We start from the raw sequence: 16,997 nt of genomic DNA, 5'->3' as shown, positions 1-16,997 counted from the left end.
CGCTACGAGCACATCCATGTGCGCTTGACGAAGGCCATCCTTGGCCTTCGACATTTTTGGAAGACGGCCCCTATGCCCGCGAACTTACCTTGGTCAAGAACTCCGCGAGATTGAGCGTATCAGTGCTCGGTCACTGAAACGCTTGAGATCGAACCGGAGAGGTTCCGCTCGCGGGTCGAGAGCTCGGCCCCTACCCTTCTTGCGATATCCCGGTAACGACGGGCCACTTCGGAATCCGGTTCGGCGATCACCGAGGGGGTGCCGCCATCGGTTTGTTCGCGGATGGTCATGTGCAGGGGCAGCTGGCCGAGGAGCGTTGTGTCGTATTCCTGGGCAATGCGTTCGCCGCCGCCGTGGCCGAAGAGGGGCTCTTCGTGGCCGCAGTTGCTGCAGATGTGGACGCTCATGTTTTCGACAACGCCCAACACGGGGATGTCGACTTTGCGGAACATTTCGATGCCTTTCTTGCCGTCCAGCAAAGCGATGTCCTGGGGTGTGGTGACGATGACCGCGCCGGTTACCGGGACTTTCTGGGCCAGGGTGAGCTGGATGTCGCCGGTGCCGGGGGGCATGTCGACGATGAGGTAGTCGAGTTCATTCCAGAGGGTCTGCTGGAGCAATTGCATCACGGCGCCACTGACCATGGGGCCGCGCCAGACCATGGGGGTTTTCTCGGTAACGACAAAAGCCATGGAGTTGGCCTGGAGGCCGTGGGCATCCATGGGGACGAAGTATTTGTTTTCGCGGGTGTCCGGGCGTTTGCCTTCGGGCACGCCGAGCATCATGCCGATGCTGGGGCCGTAGATGTCGGCGTCGAGGATGCCAACCCGTGCGCCTTCGGCCTGGAGTGCCAAAGCCAGGTTGACGGCGGTGGTGGATTTACCGACGCCACCCTTGCCCGACGCGACAGCGATGATGTTTTTCACGCCGGGTACTGAGGGCAGGTCTTTCTGAACTTTGTAGGAGTGGATTTTCTGGCCCACGTGGACGTCTACCTTCTCGACACCGTCGACGTCTTCCAGAGCATTACCGACAAGCTGCTTGAGGGCACCTGCAATGCCTTTCGAGGGGTATGGCAGCTCGACCATGAGGGTGACGTTTCCGCGCTCGTCGGCGTTCAGGGATTTTACGGCACCCAGTTGGTAGAGGTCCTTGTTGAGGTAAGGATCACGGTACTCGCGAACCGCTGATTGCAGGGCCTGCTCAGAAATCTGTGTCATCGGGTTCTCCGGAATAAGCTCATGCTCGATTTTAAGCACGGAAACAGGTGATTCGGGTGAAAATTATCTGCTCGGAAGGTATCATCTGTGCCCGTTTCTGACCATATGGGATCTTTACCTGGGGCAATCAATCCAGACAGCCGCCAGTCCCCGTTTTGTCTTTCCAACCCGTGTCAACATAAGGTTCGGACATCACCATGACGCAAGCGAGCAAGCAACAGCGCGATATTCTGGTTACCAGCGCCCTGCCGTACGCCAACGGCCCTATCCATCTCGGGCACCTGCTGGAATACATTCAGACCGATATCTGGGTACGCTACCAGAAGATGCGGGGCCAGAATTGTTTCTACGTTTGCGCCGACGATGCCCATGGCACCGCCATTATGCTCCGCGCCGAGCGGGAGGGTATTACGTCCGAGCAGCTGATCGACCGGATCCGTGAGGAGCACCAGGAAGATTTCGCCGGGTTCCACATCCGCTTTGACAACTATTACACCACGCATTCCGAAGAGAACCGCCAGTTCTCGGAGTACATCTACCGTCAGTTGCAGGAAAACGGGCACATTGCCACGCGCAAGATCACCCAGTCCTACGACCCGGAAAAGAACATGTTCCTGGCGGACCGGTTCATCAAGGGCACCTGCCCGAAGTGCAAGACCGAGGACCAGTACGGTGATAACTGCGAGGCCTGTGGCGCCACCTACACACCTGCCGAGCTGATCAACCCGCGCTCGGCGGTCTCCGGCGCCACGCCTATCGAGAAAGAGTCCGAGCACTATTTCTTCAAGCTGCCGGATTTCCATGACTTTCTCGCCAAGTGGACCCGCAGCGGCACGCTGCAGCCCCAGGTCGCCAACAAGCTGGCGGAATGGCTGGACGCAGGCCTCCAGGAATGGGACATCAGCCGTGATGCCCCCTACTTCGGTTTCGAAATTCCGGACGCTCCCGGCAAGTACTTCTACGTGTGGCTGGACGCGCCGATCGGCTACCTGGCCAGTTTCAAGAACCTGTGCAACCGTGAAGGCATCGATTTCGAGCACTTCTGGAAAGCGGATTCCGAGGCCGAGGTCTACCATTTCATCGGCAAGGACATCATCAACTTCCACGCGCTGTTCTGGCCTTCCATGCTTCACGATGCCGGCTTCCGCACGCCGACGGCCGTCTGGGCCCACGGCTTTGTAACCGTCAACGGCAAGAAGATGTCCAAGTCCCGCGGTACGTTTATCATGGCCCGCACCTACCTGGACCATCTGAACCCGGAATACCTGCGCTACTACTTTGCCGCCAAGCTGACCGGCAGCGTGGATGACATGGACTTGAACCTGGAGGACTTTTCCGCCCGGGTTAATTCGGACCTGGTGGGCAAGGTGGTGAACATCGCCAGCCGCAGTGCCGGCTTCATCACCAAGCGTTTCGACGGTCAGCTTGGTCAGGTCACCGAACATGCCAAACTGAAGGAATTCATCGAAGCCGGCCAGGAAATCGAGGAATTCTATGAGGCCCGCGAATTCGGCCGCGCGATGCGCCGGATCATGGAACTGGCAGACATTGCCAACCAGTACGTCAATGACGAGCAGCCCTGGGTGATCGCCAAGCAGGAAGGCCAGGATGAAAATCTGCAGGCTATCTGCACCAACGCCATCAACATGTTCCACCTGCTGATGACCTACCTGGCACCGGTACTACCGGAAACCGCCAAGGCCTCCGAGGCGTTCCTGAATGCGCCGCTGGACTGGAACAAACGCGCAGAACGCCTCGAGAACCATGGCATCAACAAGTTCAAGCCGTTGATGAACCGTGTCGACATGGCCCAGATCGAGAAAATGCTGGATGCCTCCAAGGAAGAGTTGCCTGCAGCGACCGGCAAACCGGCACCTGCTTCCAATCTTGAGCCCATCGCGGATGAAATAGAATTTGGCGATTTCGCGAAAGTGGATCTTCGCGTCGTTAAAATTGTCAAAGCCGAGCACGTGGAAGGTGCCGACAAACTTCTTCGCCTTACCCTTGACGTGGGGCACGGCGACCGCAACGTGTTTGCTGGTATCAAGTCTGCTTACAGGCCGGAAGATCTCGAGGGACGCCTGACCGTCATGGTCGCCAACCTCAAGCCGCGGAAGATGAAGTTCGGAATGTCCGAGGGTATGGTTCTGGCGGCCGGCCCGGGAGGCAAGGACATCTTTATCCTGTCCCCGGATTCGGGCGCCACGCCCGGCATGCGGATTATGTAAGGGCGGCCGGGCAACGCTGGCAGGGGTCCAAGGGAGCAAGGTAAATGACCGAATATCTGCTGATTCTGGTCAGCACCATTCTGGTGAACAATTTTGTACTGGTTCAGTTCCTGGGCCTGTGCCCGTTCATGGGCGTATCCGGCAAGCTGGAAACGGCCATGGGTATGTCCCTGGCTACCACGTTCGTGCTGACCCTGGCCTCGGTGTGCAGTTACCTTGCCTACACTTACCTGCTTGAACCGCTGGATCTGGCGTTTCTGAGAACCATCACGTTCATTCTGGTGATTGCCGTGGTGGTCCAGTTCACCGAGATGGTGGTTCGCAAGACAAGCCCGTTGCTTTATCGGGTGCTGGGTATTTTCCTTCCGCTGATCACCACGAACTGCGCGGTGCTCGGCGTTGCCCTTCTGAACATCAACAAGAACAACAACTTTGTTGAGTCGGTTCTGTATGGATTTGGCGCAGCAGCGGGCTTTTCCATGGTTCTGGTGCTGTTCGCGGCCATGCGTGAGCGCATCGCCGTGGCCGACGTGCCAGTTGCCTTTCGCGGTGCTGCCATCGGGCTGGTGACAGCCGGGTTGATGGCCCTGGCTTTCCTGGGCTTTGGCGGCCTGGTCAGCGTTTGATCGGCCGGCGGGATTAGGAGTAACAGGTTATGTGGACAAGCGTTCTTGTTGCCGTTGTGGTGCTTCTGGCCCTGGCCGTTGTTTTCGGCGGCCTGCTCGGATTTGCGGCCGAACGGTTCAGGGTGGAGGGCAACCCCCTGGTCGACCAGATCGATGCCCTTCTACCCCAGACCCAGTGCGGCCAGTGCGGCTATCCCGGCTGTCGGCCCTATGCCGAATCCATTGCCGAAGGTGGCCCCATCAACAAGTGTCCGCCAGGTGGCGAGTCCACTATCAAGGCGCTGGCAGACCTTCTGGATGTGGAGCCGGAACCATTGGATGCCGAGCATGGCGTTGAGCATGTCAAACGGTTTGCGGTGATTCGCGAAGACGAGTGTATCGGTTGCACCAAGTGCATCCAGGCCTGCCCCGTGGATGCCATTCTCGGCGCCGCCAAACACATGCACACGGTGATTGAGAGCGAATGCACCGGCTGTGATCTGTGCGTTGATCCCTGCCCGGTGGATTGCATCGACATGGTGACAGTGGAACCGGATATTCGCACCTGGACCTGGACACCGCCCAAATCCGGACTCATTGCCACCGATCGCCAGGGAGCCAGCGCCTGATGACTCAACTCTGGGATTTCTCCGGCGGCATCCATCCTCCGGAACACAAAGACATCTCAACCGCGCGTCCGATTCGCGATGCCGGCATGCCTGCCCAGTTGGTTCTGCCACTTCAGCAGCACATCGGTGATCCGGCGGAGGCCATTGTTGAGGTCGGCGAGCGGGTCTTGAAGGGCCAGAAAATTGCCGACGTTAAAACCGGCATGGGCGTTCCCGTTCATGCACCGACATCCGGAGTGATCGAGAGCATCGCCGACTTCCCTGTCCCCCATCCCTCAGGTATGGCGGACCGGTGCATCACCCTGAAACCGGATGGCGAGGACCAATGGTGCCAGCGCAGTCCAGTGGCGGATTATCGTTCTCTGGAGCGCGACGAGGTTCTGCAAATTATCCGTGATGCCGGTATTTCCGGTATGGGTGGAGCCGGCTTTCCCACCAATATCAAACTCCGGCCACCAAGGGATCGCAAGGTCAGCACGCTCATTCTGAACGGCGCAGAATGCGAGCCCTATATCACCGCTGATGACATGACCATGCGGGAAAAGGCCGACGAGGTGGTTGCCGGGCTGAAAATCATGGCGTGGATTCTGCGCCCCGAGCGTTGCGTGATCGGTATTGAGGACAACAAACCCGAAGCCATTGCCGCGCTGCGAAAAGCCACCGAAGGCACCCAGACCGAAATTGCGGTTGTTCCCACCAAGTATCCCTCAGGTGGCGAGAAACAGCTGATCCAGATACTGACCGGCATGGAAGTGCCCAGCGGCGGAATTCCCGCTGATATCGGCGTGATGTGCCAGAACATCGGAACCGCCGTTGCCGTGGCAAATGCGGTCCTGGAGGGTACGCCGCTGATTTCCCGAATCGTTACCATCACGGGGGAAGCCGTTCGGGAACCGGGCAACTTCGAAACGCTTATTGGCACACCGATTGAGCATCTGCTCGGGCAGGCTGGTGTTAACCAGGATGCGGTCAGCCGCCTGGTGCTTGGCGGCCCCATGATGGGTTACACACTCACGACCGAAGCGGTACCGGTCATCAAGACCACCAACTGCGTGATTGCGGCAACGGCAGCTGAACTGCCGGCACCACCACCGGAACAACCCTGCATCCGGTGTGGCCAGTGCGCCGAAGCCTGCCCCATGGAGCTGTTGCCGCAGCAACTTTTCTGGCACGCCAAGGCCACCGAATTTGAAAAGGCGGAGCACCTGAACCTGTTTGACTGCATAGAATGTGGCGCCTGTTCCTATGTTTGCCCGAGTTCGATTCCGCTGGTTCAGTACTATCGGTTCGCCAAGGGTGAAATCCGTGCCCAACAGGCAGAACAGTTGAAAGCCGACCGGGCCCGGGAACGCTTCGAGGCACGCCAGGAACGCCTCGAGCGCGAGCAACAGGAGAAAGAACTGAGGCGCAAGGAGCGGGCGCAGGCCGCAGCCGAAGCAGCCGCGAAAAAACAGGCAGAGGCGGAGAAAGCGGCCGCCGAAGGTCAGGCTGTTGACGAACGTGCCGCCAAGTCGGCGCTTGTGGAGCAGGCCCTGGCCCGTAAGAAAGCAAAGGCACAAGCGTCCCAGTCGCCTGCCCCCAGTGCACCGCCGACCGAAGAAAAGCCCGACATCGAGGCCCTTGAGAAGCAGCTGGAGCAGGCCAGGTCCAAGCTGGAAACCATGCAAGGCATGCTTGATGACGCCAAAGCCCAGCAGGCAGACAACGTCGAGAAGCTGGAGAGGGCCGTGGCCAAGAATCACGATCGGGTGCAAAGAGCGGAAGAGGCGCTGTCTGAGGCCAGAGAAAAGCTGGCCGCCGGTCCGACTGAATCCCAGACAACCCACTAAACGAGATCAGGCAACACATCCATGGCATTTGTTCAGCAGTCATCGCCACACGCCCACAAGGCCCGGCCAACATCCCGCGTGATGTTATGGGTGCTTATTGCGGCCTTGCCTGGCCTGTTGGCCCAGACGCTATTCTTCGGCTGGGGCAACCTGATCAACGTGGTCTTCTGTATTGCCCTGGCGATCGCCTCTGAAGCTGCCCTGCTCAAGCTCAGAAAAAAGCCGGTTGCCTTCTTCATCAAAGACAATACCGCCGCCGTCACCGGCCTTCTGTTGGCTCTGTCGCTGCCCCAGTTTGCGCCCTGGTGGGTATCTGCGGTCGCAGTGATCTCGGCTATCGTTGTGGCCAAACAACTCTATGGCGGGCTGGGCTCAAATCCTTTCAACCCTGCCATGGTTGGTTACGCCCTGGTTCTGGTGTCTTTTCCGGTTGCGATGACAACGAACTGGGCAGAGCCCGCCATGCTCTGGGACGGTGCTCCGGGCTTTGGCGAGACCCTGGCAACCATAGCCTCCGGCCAGCAAACAGCGGTCGATGGCTGGACAATGGCAACGCCTCTTGACGAGTACAAACACAAGATCACCACCCACACAGCAACCGAGGTGCTGAACCACCCAACGTTTGGTGAGGGTATCGCCAGAGGCTGGGAATGGGTCAATGCGGCATTTCTGGCAGGAGGCCTTCTGCTCATCGCCCTGCGGATCATTACCTGGCACATTCCGACAGGATTTCTTGGTGGGATGATCGTAATGAGCCTGGCCTTTGGCAACAATGCCGACCTCTATGCACCACTATCCCTGCATCTGCTTGCAGGCGGGACCATGCTCGGCGCCTTTTTTATCGCTACCGACCCGGTGTCAGCAGCTACGAGCCACCAGGGGAAACTCATCTATGGAGCGGGAATTGGCATTCTGATCTACCTGATCCGCACCTGGGGCAATTATCCCGACGCCGTGGCGTTCAGCGTTCTGCTGATGAATTTTGCCGTTCCTTTCATTGATCATTACACACCTCCACGCACTTACGGCCACCACAAGGCCCGTCGGGGTGTACCGGGGAGCCAGGGGTAATCATGGCTGCAGTTGCACAGTCCATCCGCCGCAGCGCCATCGGGCTCGGCCTGTTCGCCGTGATCACCGGCGGCACCATTGCCGTAACCCAGGTGGCCACGGAAGAGCGAATTCGTGAACAGGCCGCCCGCGCAGAGGCCCAGGCCTTGTATGAAATCATTCCCGAAAGCCGGCACAACAACGACCTGCTCAGGGATACGGTACAGTTGCCTGCCAGTGAGCGCCTGGCACAGCCCGACCCTCTGAACGTCTGGGTAGCTCGACAGAACGAGCAGCCCATTGGCATGATAATGCCCGTGGTAGCACCCGACGGGTATTCCGGCAAGATTCATCTCCTCGTGGGAGTGGACATGACGGGGACCATTCTCGGAGTGAGGGTAACCAGTCACAAGGAAACGCCGGGGCTGGGAGACCAGATCGAAACCCGCAAATCCGACTGGATCAAGAGTTTCGATGGCCGCTCGCTGGGCAAACCACCGCACCGGGAGTGGAACGTTAAAAAGAATGGTGGAGAATTCGATCAGTTCACAGGCGCGACCATCACGCCAAGGGCTGTAGTGAAAGCGGTTCAGAAAGCGCTGATCTATTTTCGGGAAAACCGTCAGATTATCCGGGAGCGGCTCAACGAAGAGCCGTCACCGAGAGACAAGATCCTGAACCCTGAAGCGATTGCCGGCGAATCGTCCAATACGGAGCATTCCTGATCATGGCAACCAAATCATCGAGCGAAATCATCCGCGACGGGCTCTGGGACAACAACCCGGCCCTCGTCCAGGTGCTTGGGCTCTGCCCGCTTCTGGCCGTGACCAGTACCGTTGTTAATGCCATCGGGCTTGGGCTGGCTACACTCATGGTGCTCATGGGGTCCAATCTTGCGGTGTCACTGATTCGCAATTTCGTAAGCGAGTCTGTGCGCCTGCCCGCATTCGTCATGATCATCGCTTCATTCGTAACCTGCGCCGAATTGCTCATGCAGGCCTTTACCTATGAGCTTTATCTGATTCTTGGCATCTTCATTCCACTGATCGTCACCAACTGCGCCATCCTCGGCCGGGCTGACGCTTTTGCTTCCAGAAATCCACCACTTCCGGCACTGCTGGATGGCGCCATGATGGGCCTTGGCTTTCTGGCGGTGCTGGTTGTTCTGGGCGGCCTTCGGGAACTTATCGGACAGGGCACTCTGTTTGTGGACATGCACCTGCTGCTGGGCCCCGTTGCTGCCGATTGGGTGATCCGCCCCTTCGACAACTACCCGGATATGCTGTTCATGATTCTTCCGCCCGGCGCCTTTATCGGGCTAGGACTGCTGATCGCGCTCAAAAATGGTATCGACAACCATCTGGAAGAGCGCCGCAAGGCACATGAACCAGCGCCTGTAGCAGCAGGCAGCAAGCGGGTCCGGGTTACCGGGAACGTATCCTGAGTCCGCACTTGCACAAGACTGAGAGCTGATGAACAAACAGAAACGCATTGAGATCTTCACCCGCCTCAGGGAGGCCAACCCCAACCCGACCACCGAGCTGAACTATTCCAGCCCGTTCGAGCTGCTGATTGCCGTTATTCTTTCGGCCCAGGCCACGGATGTGGGTGTCAACAAGGCTACTGACAAGCTGTTCCCGGTCGCCAACACCCCAGAGGCCATCCTGGCCCTGGGAGTCGATGGCCTGAAGGAGTACATCAAGACCATTGGCCTGTTTAACAGCAAGGCCGAGAACGTGATCAAGACCTGTCGAATCCTGATTGAGAAACACGGCGGCCAGGTGCCGGAGCGGCGGGAGGATCTGGAGGCGTTGCCCGGGGTCGGTCGCAAAACCGCAAACGTGGTCTTGAACACCGCCTTCGGCCACATGGCCATGGCGGTGGACACTCACATCTATCGCGTGTCGAACCGCACCGGCATTGCGCCCGGCAAGAACGTTCTGGAGGTGGAGAACCGGTTGATGCGCCTGGTGCCAAAAGAGTTTCTGCTGGACGCGCACCACTGGCTCATTCTGCACGGGCGCTATACCTGTACCGCCCGCAAACCGAAATGCGGCGCCTGTATCATTGAGGACCTGTGCGAGTTCAAGCAGAAACGGGATTATCTCTGAATCCTCGGCTTAAAAAAGCCGGCATCTTGCCGGCTTTTTGTTTCAGACGCCAAGCCGCGGTTAGCGCTGACCCAGCATTTTCTCCTTCAGATCCTTCTGCGCCGGCTTATCGGACAGCCAGATTCCGAACAGGGCCTTTTTAAAGGCCAGATCGCCAACCGTGTCCTTTTGCTCGCCGTTCTTGAGGACCCGCACGCCTTCGCCCGGCAGGTACACCAGATCGAAAACGTCACCCTCGGTGATTTCTTCCTGGAAGACCGCCATAAACTGGTCCACATCCTCCTGGATAGATGCCATATCGCCGTCGGTGGAGGCCTCGAAACCTTCCAGGGTGGCTTCTGTCATGCGTTCGCTGGTAATCATGCCGGAGATAATGTGCAGAGTGATGGCCTGGGGCTCATCTGCGTTAATCACGGCCTCACCATCGTCGATGGTCTCGGGAACGTACAGACCGCCGACATACAGGTCCATGAACCATTTGGAACGGGTACCTGCGCCATTAAGCGTCAGTTCGGTATCCATGGCGGAATAGGTATCCGGAACATCAACACCTTCCACGGTGAGTGCTGCGGCTGGAGCAGACAGCAGGGCCGTCAGCGTCAGAGCCGCAAAACCGGTTGTAAGAGCCTTCTTCATAGTCCTTTCCTTTTCGATCGTTATTATTGACGTGTTTCATTCGTGCACCGGGTTTCGACACCCTTATCCCCGCCCGGTCACGGCATTCTATCAACGGCGCTGGCGGGCGGGACGCGCCCTGGTTCTCATTTGGGGCGATCCTGAAACACAAAAAAGCCGGCCAGGGATTCCCTGGCCGGCTTTGGATCGAAAGAAAAGAAAGACGTTACTTGAACAGCAGGTTTCCGGACAGGCCTTCCTTCTCCAGGATCTCACGAAGACGACGAAGCGCCTCGACCTGGATCTGTCTTACTCGCTCGCGGGTCAGACCTATCTCCTGGCCGACTTCCTCCAGCGTGCTCACCGGGTAGCCCCGCAGACCAAAACGGCGTGACAGAACTTCCTGCTGCTTGTCGCTAAGCTGGTCAATCCACTTCTCCAGGCAGGAACACATATTGTTGTCCTGCAGGAGATCCGCCGGATCCGAAGCCCCTTCATCCGCTACGGTATCCAGAAGCGACTTTTCGCCACCGGCACCAATGGGAGTGTCCATGGAAGCGACGCGCTCATTGAGACCCAACATCCGCTTAACGTCGGCCACGGGCTTATCGACCATTCTGGCGATTTCCTCCGCCGAGGGCTCATGATCCAGTTTCTGGGTCAGTTCCCGCGCTGCACGGAGATACAGATTGAGTTCCTTGACCACATGAATCGGCAGACGGATGGTGCGGGTCTGATTCATGATGGCCCGCTCAATGGTCTGGCGAATCCACCAGGTGGCGTAGGTGGAGAATCGGAAACCCCGCTCCGGATCAAACTTTTCCACCGCCCTGATCAGGCCAAGGTTGCCCTCTTCGATCAGGTCCAGCAGGGTCAGCCCGCGGTTCACGTAACGTCGTGCGATCTTCACCACAAGGCGAAGGTTGCTCTCGATCATCCGTTTGCGGCCGGACTCCTCTCCCTTGCGTGCCAGACGGGCAAAATAGACCTCTTCTTCCGGCGTAAGCAGGGGGGAAAAACCAATTTCGTTGAGATACAGCTGAGTGGCATCCAGCTGCTTTTGACTGGTGAAATAACGTCCCTGGGTGGGGATGTCCTCTTCTACTTCGGCCACTTCTTCGGTGGGCTCTTTTTCAACTTTCTCTTCTGCTAACAATTGATCCTCGGCATCGTCCATGTCCGATACACGATCAATGATGATGTCTTCTTGCTCTGCTGACATTTGTCTTGCCCCGCCTCTCAATAATCCTGGATGTTCGCCCGATACTTCTTGTTATTGCGGACGTCTTTGTCTTCACACTTTTTTCTTCAGGACATTTTGTTGGTCGGCCTGTCATGGCCTTTACCGTTCTTGTTTTTCTTGCGAACGCGGTGTTTTGTCAGTGCCAGGGTGTGCGATCAGGGCAGCCTGCTGACTGCGTCATTCATTAGCGCGGCGGCAGATAATGGACTGGGTCAACCGGATTGCCATTTTTACGAATCTCAAAATGCAACATGGGTCGTTCAGCGCCACTGCTACCGAGCTCTGCGATCACCTGCCCGGCTTTCACATCCTCCCCTTCCTGCACCAGAATCTTCCGGTTGTGAGCGTAAGCACTTAAATAGTGCTCGTTGTGATTCACGATAATCAGGTTGCCGTATCCAAGCAACCCGTTGCCGGCGTAGACCACATTCCCGGTGGCCGCAGCTCTTACAGCATCCCCGGCTTGCCCGGCAATATCAATACCTTTATTGACTTTTCCGGATGTTGAATATCCAGCAATTACAGTGCCAACGTGAGGCCAGCGCCATTCAATCCGGGCCACGGTCTGGGTCTGGGAAGCGAGCGGCGCGCCCTTGTTCGCTGCTCTCGTCACCGCAGGTTTGGGTGCCGTGGCAGCTGTCTGTTTTGGAGGCGAAGCACGACTCGCCGTTTTCGGCGGTTGCGATCCAGACGGCTTTTTGGCTGCTGTAGTCTGACTGCCCGAGGTTACACTTCCGCGAAGATCCAGACGAATCACCTGACCCGCTTTGAGATTCCAGGGCGGGCCAATGCCATTGGCGTCGCCAAGCTCGCGGTAGTCCCGACCATACCGCCAGGCTATGCTGTAAAGGGTTTCACCGGGTTTGACGACGTGACGGCCCCAATAGACTGGGGGATTGTAAATGTCGTCCTGGTAGAGTGCCGGCGTGTTACAGCCGGAAAGCAGCAGCAGGGCCATGAGGGGCAGGAGTGCAAGGCGGCTGGCCAGCACCTTTTTCGCGGGGCGATCAGGCTCTGAGGCACCGGACGGGAACCGCGGGGACGCCGGTGAAACGGCAGTGATGAGCCCACGCATGAATCTCACAGGAATAAAACTGACCCAGTTATGAAAAATCCGTATAACCGCTGTCGGTTGTCGAAGCAGTTTCTAAAGTTTTTATAGTAACTTGCTAATATATTGCACATTTTTCTCGGGAAGCCAAGTTACTGACCGACCTCCCTTGTTACCTCCAGAAACACCCGTTTTGTGCGTTAGGTAACACTCTTCGCACACAGTCGCCTCAAATCACCTCGATGGTGCGACCTCTCCATGCCGGGAACCGAGCCACTCCACCAGCAGAACGAGGGCAAAACCGGCCGCCGCCATGAGCAGGGCAAATAGCACCTGGGGATCCTGGCCGGCCTGCTCTGCAAAGGTAGAGGGCCAGATACTCGTCTCATTCAGGGGAACTTGTTCACCGGAGCTGTTGATACGCCAACTGAGAGTCTCCTTCCAGGGCCAAACCTTGTTGAGCGCTCCGATCATGAAGCCGGTGAGCAAGGCGAGCACGAGATCATGAAAATGGTGGAACGCCCAGGTGATCAGGCGGGCGATGGATAAAAGACCCACCACGCAACCTGCCATAAACAGAAGCAGAATGCCCGCGTCCAACGATTTGATCGCGGCGAGCACGGGCGCATACATACCAATAATCACCAGGATAAAGCTGCCCGAGATGCCAGGAAGAATCATGGCGCAGATGGCCAGCGCTCCGGCACCAAAGAACGCCAGAGTAGAAGGCGCGACTTCGCTGGCAGACAGGGTGGTTATCCACCACGCGATAACAATGCCGAACAACAGCGGAACCAGCAGTGCGGGCTTGTAGTGTCGCACCTGGCGCCCGACATGCCACACCGAAGCGACGATCAATCCAAAGAAAAAGCTCCAGATCAGGATCGGGTAGGCCACCAGCATATAGCTGATCCCAGATGCCAGGGTAGCAATACTGGTCAGGACGCCCGCCAGCAAGGCGACCAGAAAAGTTCCGTCACAGGCATGCCAGAACCGGCTGAACCGGCCGCGAATCAAGTCATGGAAAACTGCTCCCGGAACCGCGTTGAAAGCTTCCAGGAGGCGGAAATAGATACCGGTGATGAAGGCAATGGTACCACCGGAAACCCCTGGAACAATATCAGCGGCACCCATGGCGATTCCCCGAAGAAACACGGCTGCAGGGTGGTGGCTGCGTGCAATATCGCTGTCCGGGTTTGGTTTACTTTCTGAAGAGTCGACCATGATTATCGGACAACCCCGCCCAGAAGCGGCACAAACCGGACCGGTTCCAGCTCCTTGTGATCAAAGCGATCTCCCCGCCGGGTTACCTGCACCAGCACCTGATTCTCCTCACCGACAGGGGCAATCAACACGCCACCGTCTGCCAGTTGGGCGAGCAATTCGGCTGGAACTTCAATGGGCGCTGCGGTCACGATAATACCGTCGAAAGGGCCACGTTCAGGCCAGCCCATGCCACCATCAGCATGTTTCAGGAACACGTTTCTGGCGTTCAGTTGTCGCAACCGGTCCCGGGCCCTGTCCTGAAGCGCCTTGATACGCTCGACGCTGTAGATTTCGGCGAACAGACGGGATAGCACAGAGGTCTGGTAACCGGACCCGGTGCCAAGCTCCAGGACCCGTGAGGGCCCGTGGGCAAGCATTAATTCAGTCATGCGGGCCACTATGTAGGGCTGTGACAAGGTTTGGCCGTAGCCAATCGGTAGCGATGTATCTTCGTAGGCCCTATGGGAAAGCGCCTCATCCAGGAAAATGTGCCGTGGCACCTCTCCCATAATCTCAAGTACCCGGTCCGACTCGATGCCGGCTTCCCTGAGGCGCTGAACCAGTCGCATCCGGGTGCGTCGGGAGGTCATCCCGATGCCTTCGAGCTGCGCTGTCATCCCCGCCCCTCCAGCGAAACCTCCAGGGTATCGACCCAATCCCGGAGCCGTGAGAGCGCCTCATGCCGGGTCATGTCGATGTGAACCGGGGTAACCGAGACATAACCTTCACGTACGGCATTGAAATCAGTGCCGGGACCGGCGTCACCGCCGACACCTGCCGCCCCGATCCAGTAACGCTCTTTGCCGCGAGGACAGGTCATCGGGACGGCACCCTCTGCCCGTTCCCGGTGGCCGAGGCGCGTCACCCGAATGCCAGCCAGTTCCTCCCAGGGAACATCCGGGACATTCACGTTGAGAATGGAGCGAGGCCCCAGCACCAGGGGACGCTCGTTCTCGAGCAGCACCCGGACAACCCGGGCGGCGGTCTCGTAGTGAAAGTGGCCATCGTTGACAAGGGAGACGGCAATGGCGGGAAGTCCGAGGTGGCGACCCTCGGTTGCCGCAGCAACGGTACCGGAGTAGATAATGTCGTCGCCTAGGTTGGCGTGGGTGTTGATACCCGACACCACCCTGTCGAACGGCTCACGGAACAATCCGTTCACCGCCAGATGGACGCAGTCGGTCGGTGTTCCATCGACCGAACGAAAACCGTTGGGATGTTCCTCAACCGTCAGGGGGCGATTGAGCGTCAGGGCGTTACTGGCGCCGCTGTGATCCCGGTCAGGCGCCACGACCTCAAGCTCACCCAGTCCTTTTAAGCCATCAAACAGGGCTATAAGCCCCGGTGAATGAACGCCGTCATCATTCGACAACAGAATACGCACAGTGTTCTCCGCTAGCCTTGTTGTTCGTTGTGTCGGCCGAGGCTCATGTCCTCAAGCTCGAAAATATCACTCAAAATCGTTGTCGCGTACTGGCCGGGCGAAAGAAAAAACGCCAGCTCCAGACAGTCCTCAGCGACCCACTGCCAGGAGAGGCTCTCCGGTTTTACCGCCAATGGCCTTCGCTCCGGTTTCATCCGGGTGACCGAAAACAGGGCGGCCAACTCCGGGGTTTGCGCGACAATGCCTCGCTCGAAGGTTTCCAGGGGCCCGCAAGCGGTGGTGCCGCCGTCACCCCACAGTGGACCTGTCGCTCCTGCCTCGGCCCAGCTGCCATCGTCTACCCGAGCTGCCAGCACCTCATTGAACAGCCAGGAGCGCGCTGCCGAAAAATACAATACGTTTTTCGAGCCGTCGCTGCCAGCTCGCTTTTTGCCACCCCGGCCTTTTCCACCGGACCGGCCACGTCGGTTCAGGGTAGCGGGATCAAGATGCACCGCTCGGTCAAGGTTAGCGCCATCATTGCCAAACCGTTGGGGGCCAAAGTAGTTTGGAGCCCCAATATCGCCCAGACGCTCCAGCGCTCGGTCAATAACCTGGTGCTCACCGGAGACGGCCCTCAGGGTAATCGTGAAGCCATTACCCCTGTGCTCCCCGCGCCGCAATTTCCGCGCCTGCCGCGAAGCCGCCAGAACCGGCCAGCGTAGGCCAATCTCCCGGATCAGAGCGGTGTCCTGATCCTCGTTTCCGGGACGGTACAGACTGAACCACTGGCGGGTCACAGCATGCCTATCCTTGAGCCCACAGAAACCGACATCAAAGTGACGACACCCGGCGATCCTGGCCAATTCGCGGGCAACATACTCTGTGTTATCACCCACTTTCTCCAGTTTCAAACAAAGATGCTCGCCACTGCCTGCGATTACCTCTCCCTCGACAGCCGGGTCGCTTTCCGGCAGCTCCAGCAATTCGTCGACAATGAAATCGCCCGGGGCGGTTTTCAGGCGGCCAGAGGCAATACGACCGCCGCCGGAGGTTGGCCAGTCAAGGCGCCAGTTGCTCAAGATTCCACCGGTTCAAGCAGGCAGATCGCCTGGCAGGCAATGCCTTCCCCGCGCCCCGTAAAACCCAGCTTTTCCGTGGTGGTGGCTTTCACGCTGACACGACTGGCCGGCACGCCCAGATCTTCGGCAATGTTCAAACGGATGGCATCGATATGGGGTGCCATCTTGGGGGCCTGGGCAATGATTGTGGTATCCACGTTAACGACGGAGAAGCCCTCGTCCCGGACCCGGTTCACAACCCGACGCAAAAGGTCCCTGCTGTCGGCCCCTGCCCACTCGTCACTGGTGTCCGGGAAGAAATGCCCGATGTCGCCAAGCGCGGCAGCGCCCAGCAATGCATCTGCCAACGCATGCAGCAGGACATCACCATCAGAATGGGCCTTGAGCCCGTGGGAATGCGGAATGCTTACGCCGCCAATAATCACAGAGTCGCCTTCGCAGAAGGCGTGGACATCGAAGCCCTGACCAATACGCATAATGTGCTCCGGAACACTCCGAAAGTTCAGAATTGGCTCAGAATGAAGCCTGCCAGTGCCAGATCGGCGGGCACGGTGATCTTGATATTGTCCGGCCGCCCTTCAACCAGCACCGGCATGTTACCGGAAAACTCCACCGCGGAGGACTCATCGGTCACCGGAAGCTCTCGGGCAAGAGCTGCCTCCAGAGAATCAACAAGAACACGATAGCGAAACATCTGGGGCGTCA

Annotated in this window: 18 protein-coding genes; 8 read left to right on the top strand and 10 right to left on the bottom strand. The window is 58.2% G+C overall.

All coding sequences use genetic code 11. The features are described 5' to 3' along the window. Nucleotides 1-119: 119 nt before the first annotated feature. Nucleotides 120-1,220, bottom strand: coding sequence for an iron-sulfur cluster carrier protein ApbC (apbC, locus tag B2W52_RS00950; protein ID WP_008172850.1), 1,101 nt, complete (start codon nucleotides 1,218-1,220; stop codon nucleotides 120-122). A gap of 197 nt (nucleotides 1,221-1,417) precedes the next feature. On the opposite strand from apbC, the gene metG reads away from it, so the two are divergent. The 8 genes from metG to nth are packed head-to-tail and all read left to right on the top strand — an operon-like array spanning nucleotide 1,418 to nucleotide 9,672. Beyond that, on the top strand, nucleotides 1,418-3,448 hold the full coding sequence (metG, locus tag B2W52_RS00945; protein ID WP_008172853.1) for a methionine--tRNA ligase: 2,031 nt from the start codon (nucleotides 1,418-1,420) through the stop codon (nucleotides 3,446-3,448). A gap of 44 nt (nucleotides 3,449-3,492) precedes the next feature. Beyond that, a complete protein-coding gene (gene rsxA / locus B2W52_RS00940) occupies nucleotides 3,493-4,074 on the top strand; it encodes an electron transport complex subunit RsxA (protein WP_008172856.1) in 582 nt (193 codons plus the stop codon). Nucleotides 4,075-4,103: 29 nt separating this feature from the next. Then, the gene (gene rsxB / locus B2W52_RS00935; RefSeq protein ID WP_286801010.1) at nucleotides 4,104-4,682 is read left to right on the top strand and encodes an electron transport complex subunit RsxB; all 579 of its coding nucleotides are present in this window, start codon (nucleotides 4,104-4,106) and stop codon (nucleotides 4,680-4,682) included. Next, on the top strand, nucleotides 4,682-6,511 hold the full coding sequence (rsxC, locus tag B2W52_RS00930) for an electron transport complex subunit RsxC (protein ID WP_008172859.1): 1,830 nt from the start codon (nucleotides 4,682-4,684) through the stop codon (nucleotides 6,509-6,511). The genes rsxB and rsxC overlap by 1 nt, the downstream gene beginning before the upstream one ends. 21 nt (nucleotides 6,512-6,532) lie before the next feature. Continuing rightward, a complete protein-coding gene (rsxD, locus tag B2W52_RS00925) occupies nucleotides 6,533-7,582 on the top strand; it encodes an electron transport complex subunit RsxD (protein ID WP_008172861.1) in 1,050 nt (349 codons plus the stop codon). 2 nt (nucleotides 7,583-7,584) lie between these two features. Further along, nucleotides 7,585-8,286: an electron transport complex subunit RsxG gene (rsxG, locus tag B2W52_RS00920; RefSeq protein WP_273046111.1), complete on the top strand. Its 702-nt coding sequence runs from the start codon at nucleotides 7,585-7,587 to the stop codon at nucleotides 8,284-8,286. 2 nt (nucleotides 8,287-8,288) lie between these two features. Beyond that, nucleotides 8,289-9,005 carry an electron transport complex subunit E gene (locus tag B2W52_RS00915; RefSeq protein WP_008172865.1) on the top strand — a complete coding sequence of 239 codons (717 nt, stop codon included), beginning with the start codon at nucleotides 8,289-8,291 and terminating at the stop codon, nucleotides 9,003-9,005. A 28-nt stretch (nucleotides 9,006-9,033) separates the two neighbouring features. Next, complete coding sequence (nth, locus tag B2W52_RS00910; RefSeq protein ID WP_008172868.1) at nucleotides 9,034-9,672, top strand: endonuclease III; 639 nt, start codon at nucleotides 9,034-9,036, stop codon at nucleotides 9,670-9,672. A 60-nt stretch (nucleotides 9,673-9,732) separates the two neighbouring features. Here nth and B2W52_RS00905 read toward each other — a convergent pair whose 3' ends face one another. From B2W52_RS00905 to B2W52_RS00865, 9 genes are all read right to left on the bottom strand, one after another. Continuing rightward, nucleotides 9,733-10,308 carry a chalcone isomerase family protein gene (locus tag B2W52_RS00905; protein ID WP_104271449.1) on the bottom strand — a complete coding sequence of 192 codons (576 nt, stop codon included), beginning with the start codon at nucleotides 10,306-10,308 and terminating at the stop codon, nucleotides 9,733-9,735. Between the two features lie 205 nt (nucleotides 10,309-10,513). Beyond that, entirely contained in the window at nucleotides 10,514-11,509 is a 996-nt protein-coding gene (gene rpoS, locus B2W52_RS00900) for an RNA polymerase sigma factor RpoS (protein WP_008172872.1), read from the bottom strand. A 205-nt stretch (nucleotides 11,510-11,714) separates the two neighbouring features. Then, on the bottom strand, nucleotides 11,715-12,605 hold the full coding sequence (locus tag B2W52_RS00895) for a peptidoglycan DD-metalloendopeptidase family protein (protein ID WP_273071122.1): 891 nt from the start codon (nucleotides 12,603-12,605) through the stop codon (nucleotides 11,715-11,717). A 210-nt stretch (nucleotides 12,606-12,815) separates the two neighbouring features. After that, nucleotides 12,816-13,805, bottom strand: a complete 990-nt coding sequence (locus tag B2W52_RS00890; protein ID WP_273071121.1) for a DUF368 domain-containing protein — start codon at nucleotides 13,803-13,805, stop codon at nucleotides 12,816-12,818. A 2-nt stretch (nucleotides 13,806-13,807) separates the two neighbouring features. Beyond that, nucleotides 13,808-14,464: a protein-L-isoaspartate(D-aspartate) O-methyltransferase gene (locus B2W52_RS00885; protein ID WP_014576717.1), complete on the bottom strand. Its 657-nt coding sequence runs from the start codon at nucleotides 14,462-14,464 to the stop codon at nucleotides 13,808-13,810. Further along, a complete protein-coding gene (surE, locus tag B2W52_RS00880) occupies nucleotides 14,461-15,231 on the bottom strand; it encodes a 5'/3'-nucleotidase SurE (protein WP_008172880.1) in 771 nt (256 codons plus the stop codon). Before surE ends, B2W52_RS00885 begins: the two co-directional genes overlap by 4 nt. An 11-nt stretch (nucleotides 15,232-15,242) precedes the next feature. Next, nucleotides 15,243-16,292 (bottom strand): tRNA pseudouridine(13) synthase TruD, encoded by a 1,050-nt coding sequence (gene truD, locus B2W52_RS00875; RefSeq protein ID WP_008172882.1) that lies wholly within the window; start codon nucleotides 16,290-16,292, stop codon nucleotides 15,243-15,245. Next, complete coding sequence (gene ispF / locus B2W52_RS00870; RefSeq protein ID WP_008172883.1) at nucleotides 16,289-16,768, bottom strand: 2-C-methyl-D-erythritol 2,4-cyclodiphosphate synthase; 480 nt, start codon at nucleotides 16,766-16,768, stop codon at nucleotides 16,289-16,291. Before ispF ends, truD begins: the two co-directional genes overlap by 4 nt. A 26-nt stretch (nucleotides 16,769-16,794) precedes the next feature. Continuing rightward, nucleotides 16,795-16,997, bottom strand: a 203-nt coding sequence (locus tag B2W52_RS00865) for a 2-C-methyl-D-erythritol 4-phosphate cytidylyltransferase (protein ID WP_286801008.1), incomplete at its 5' end; no start/stop codon positions are given.

The organism is Marinobacter sp. UBA2498 (genome assembly GCF_002341575.1).
Classification (GTDB): domain Bacteria; phylum Pseudomonadota; class Gammaproteobacteria; order Pseudomonadales; family Oleiphilaceae; genus Marinobacter; species Marinobacter manganoxydans.
The sequence above is the reverse complement of the archived record's forward strand: the minus strand, read 5'-3'. Positions and strand labels throughout refer to the sequence as shown.

Bases quoted from the DNA above. Each gene is read 5' to 3' on its own strand.
- apbC (WP_008172850.1), bottom strand. From the start codon at position 1,220: ATGACACAGATTTCTGAGCAGGCCCTGCAATCAGCGGTTCGCGAGTAC.
- metG (WP_008172853.1), top strand. From the start codon at position 1,418: ATGACGCAAGCGAGCAAGCAACAGCGCGATATTCTGGTTACCAGCGCC.
- rsxA (WP_008172856.1), top strand. From the start codon at position 3,493: ATGACCGAATATCTGCTGATTCTGGTCAGCACCATTCTGGTGAACAAT.
- rsxB (WP_286801010.1), top strand. From the start codon at position 4,104: ATGTGGACAAGCGTTCTTGTTGCCGTTGTGGTGCTTCTGGCCCTGGCC.
- rsxC (WP_008172859.1), top strand. From the start codon at position 4,682: ATGACTCAACTCTGGGATTTCTCCGGCGGCATCCATCCTCCGGAACAC.
- rsxD (WP_008172861.1), top strand. From the start codon at position 6,533: ATGGCATTTGTTCAGCAGTCATCGCCACACGCCCACAAGGCCCGGCCA.
- rsxG (WP_273046111.1), top strand. From the start codon at position 7,585: ATGGCTGCAGTTGCACAGTCCATCCGCCGCAGCGCCATCGGGCTCGGC.
- B2W52_RS00915 (WP_008172865.1), top strand. From the start codon at position 8,289: ATGGCAACCAAATCATCGAGCGAAATCATCCGCGACGGGCTCTGGGAC.
- nth (WP_008172868.1), top strand. From the start codon at position 9,034: ATGAACAAACAGAAACGCATTGAGATCTTCACCCGCCTCAGGGAGGCC.
- B2W52_RS00905 (WP_104271449.1), bottom strand. From the start codon at position 10,308: ATGAAGAAGGCTCTTACAACCGGTTTTGCGGCTCTGACGCTGACGGCC.
- rpoS (WP_008172872.1), bottom strand. From the start codon at position 11,509: ATGTCAGCAGAGCAAGAAGACATCATCATTGATCGTGTATCGGACATG.
- B2W52_RS00895 (WP_273071122.1), bottom strand. From the start codon at position 12,605: ATGCGTGGGCTCATCACTGCCGTTTCACCGGCGTCCCCGCGGTTCCCG.
- B2W52_RS00890 (WP_273071121.1), bottom strand. From the start codon at position 13,805: ATGGTCGACTCTTCAGAAAGTAAACCAAACCCGGACAGCGATATTGCA.
- B2W52_RS00885 (WP_014576717.1), bottom strand. From the start codon at position 14,464: ATGACAGCGCAGCTCGAAGGCATCGGGATGACCTCCCGACGCACCCGG.
- ispF (WP_008172883.1), bottom strand. From the start codon at position 16,768: ATGCGTATTGGTCAGGGCTTCGATGTCCACGCCTTCTGCGAAGGCGAC.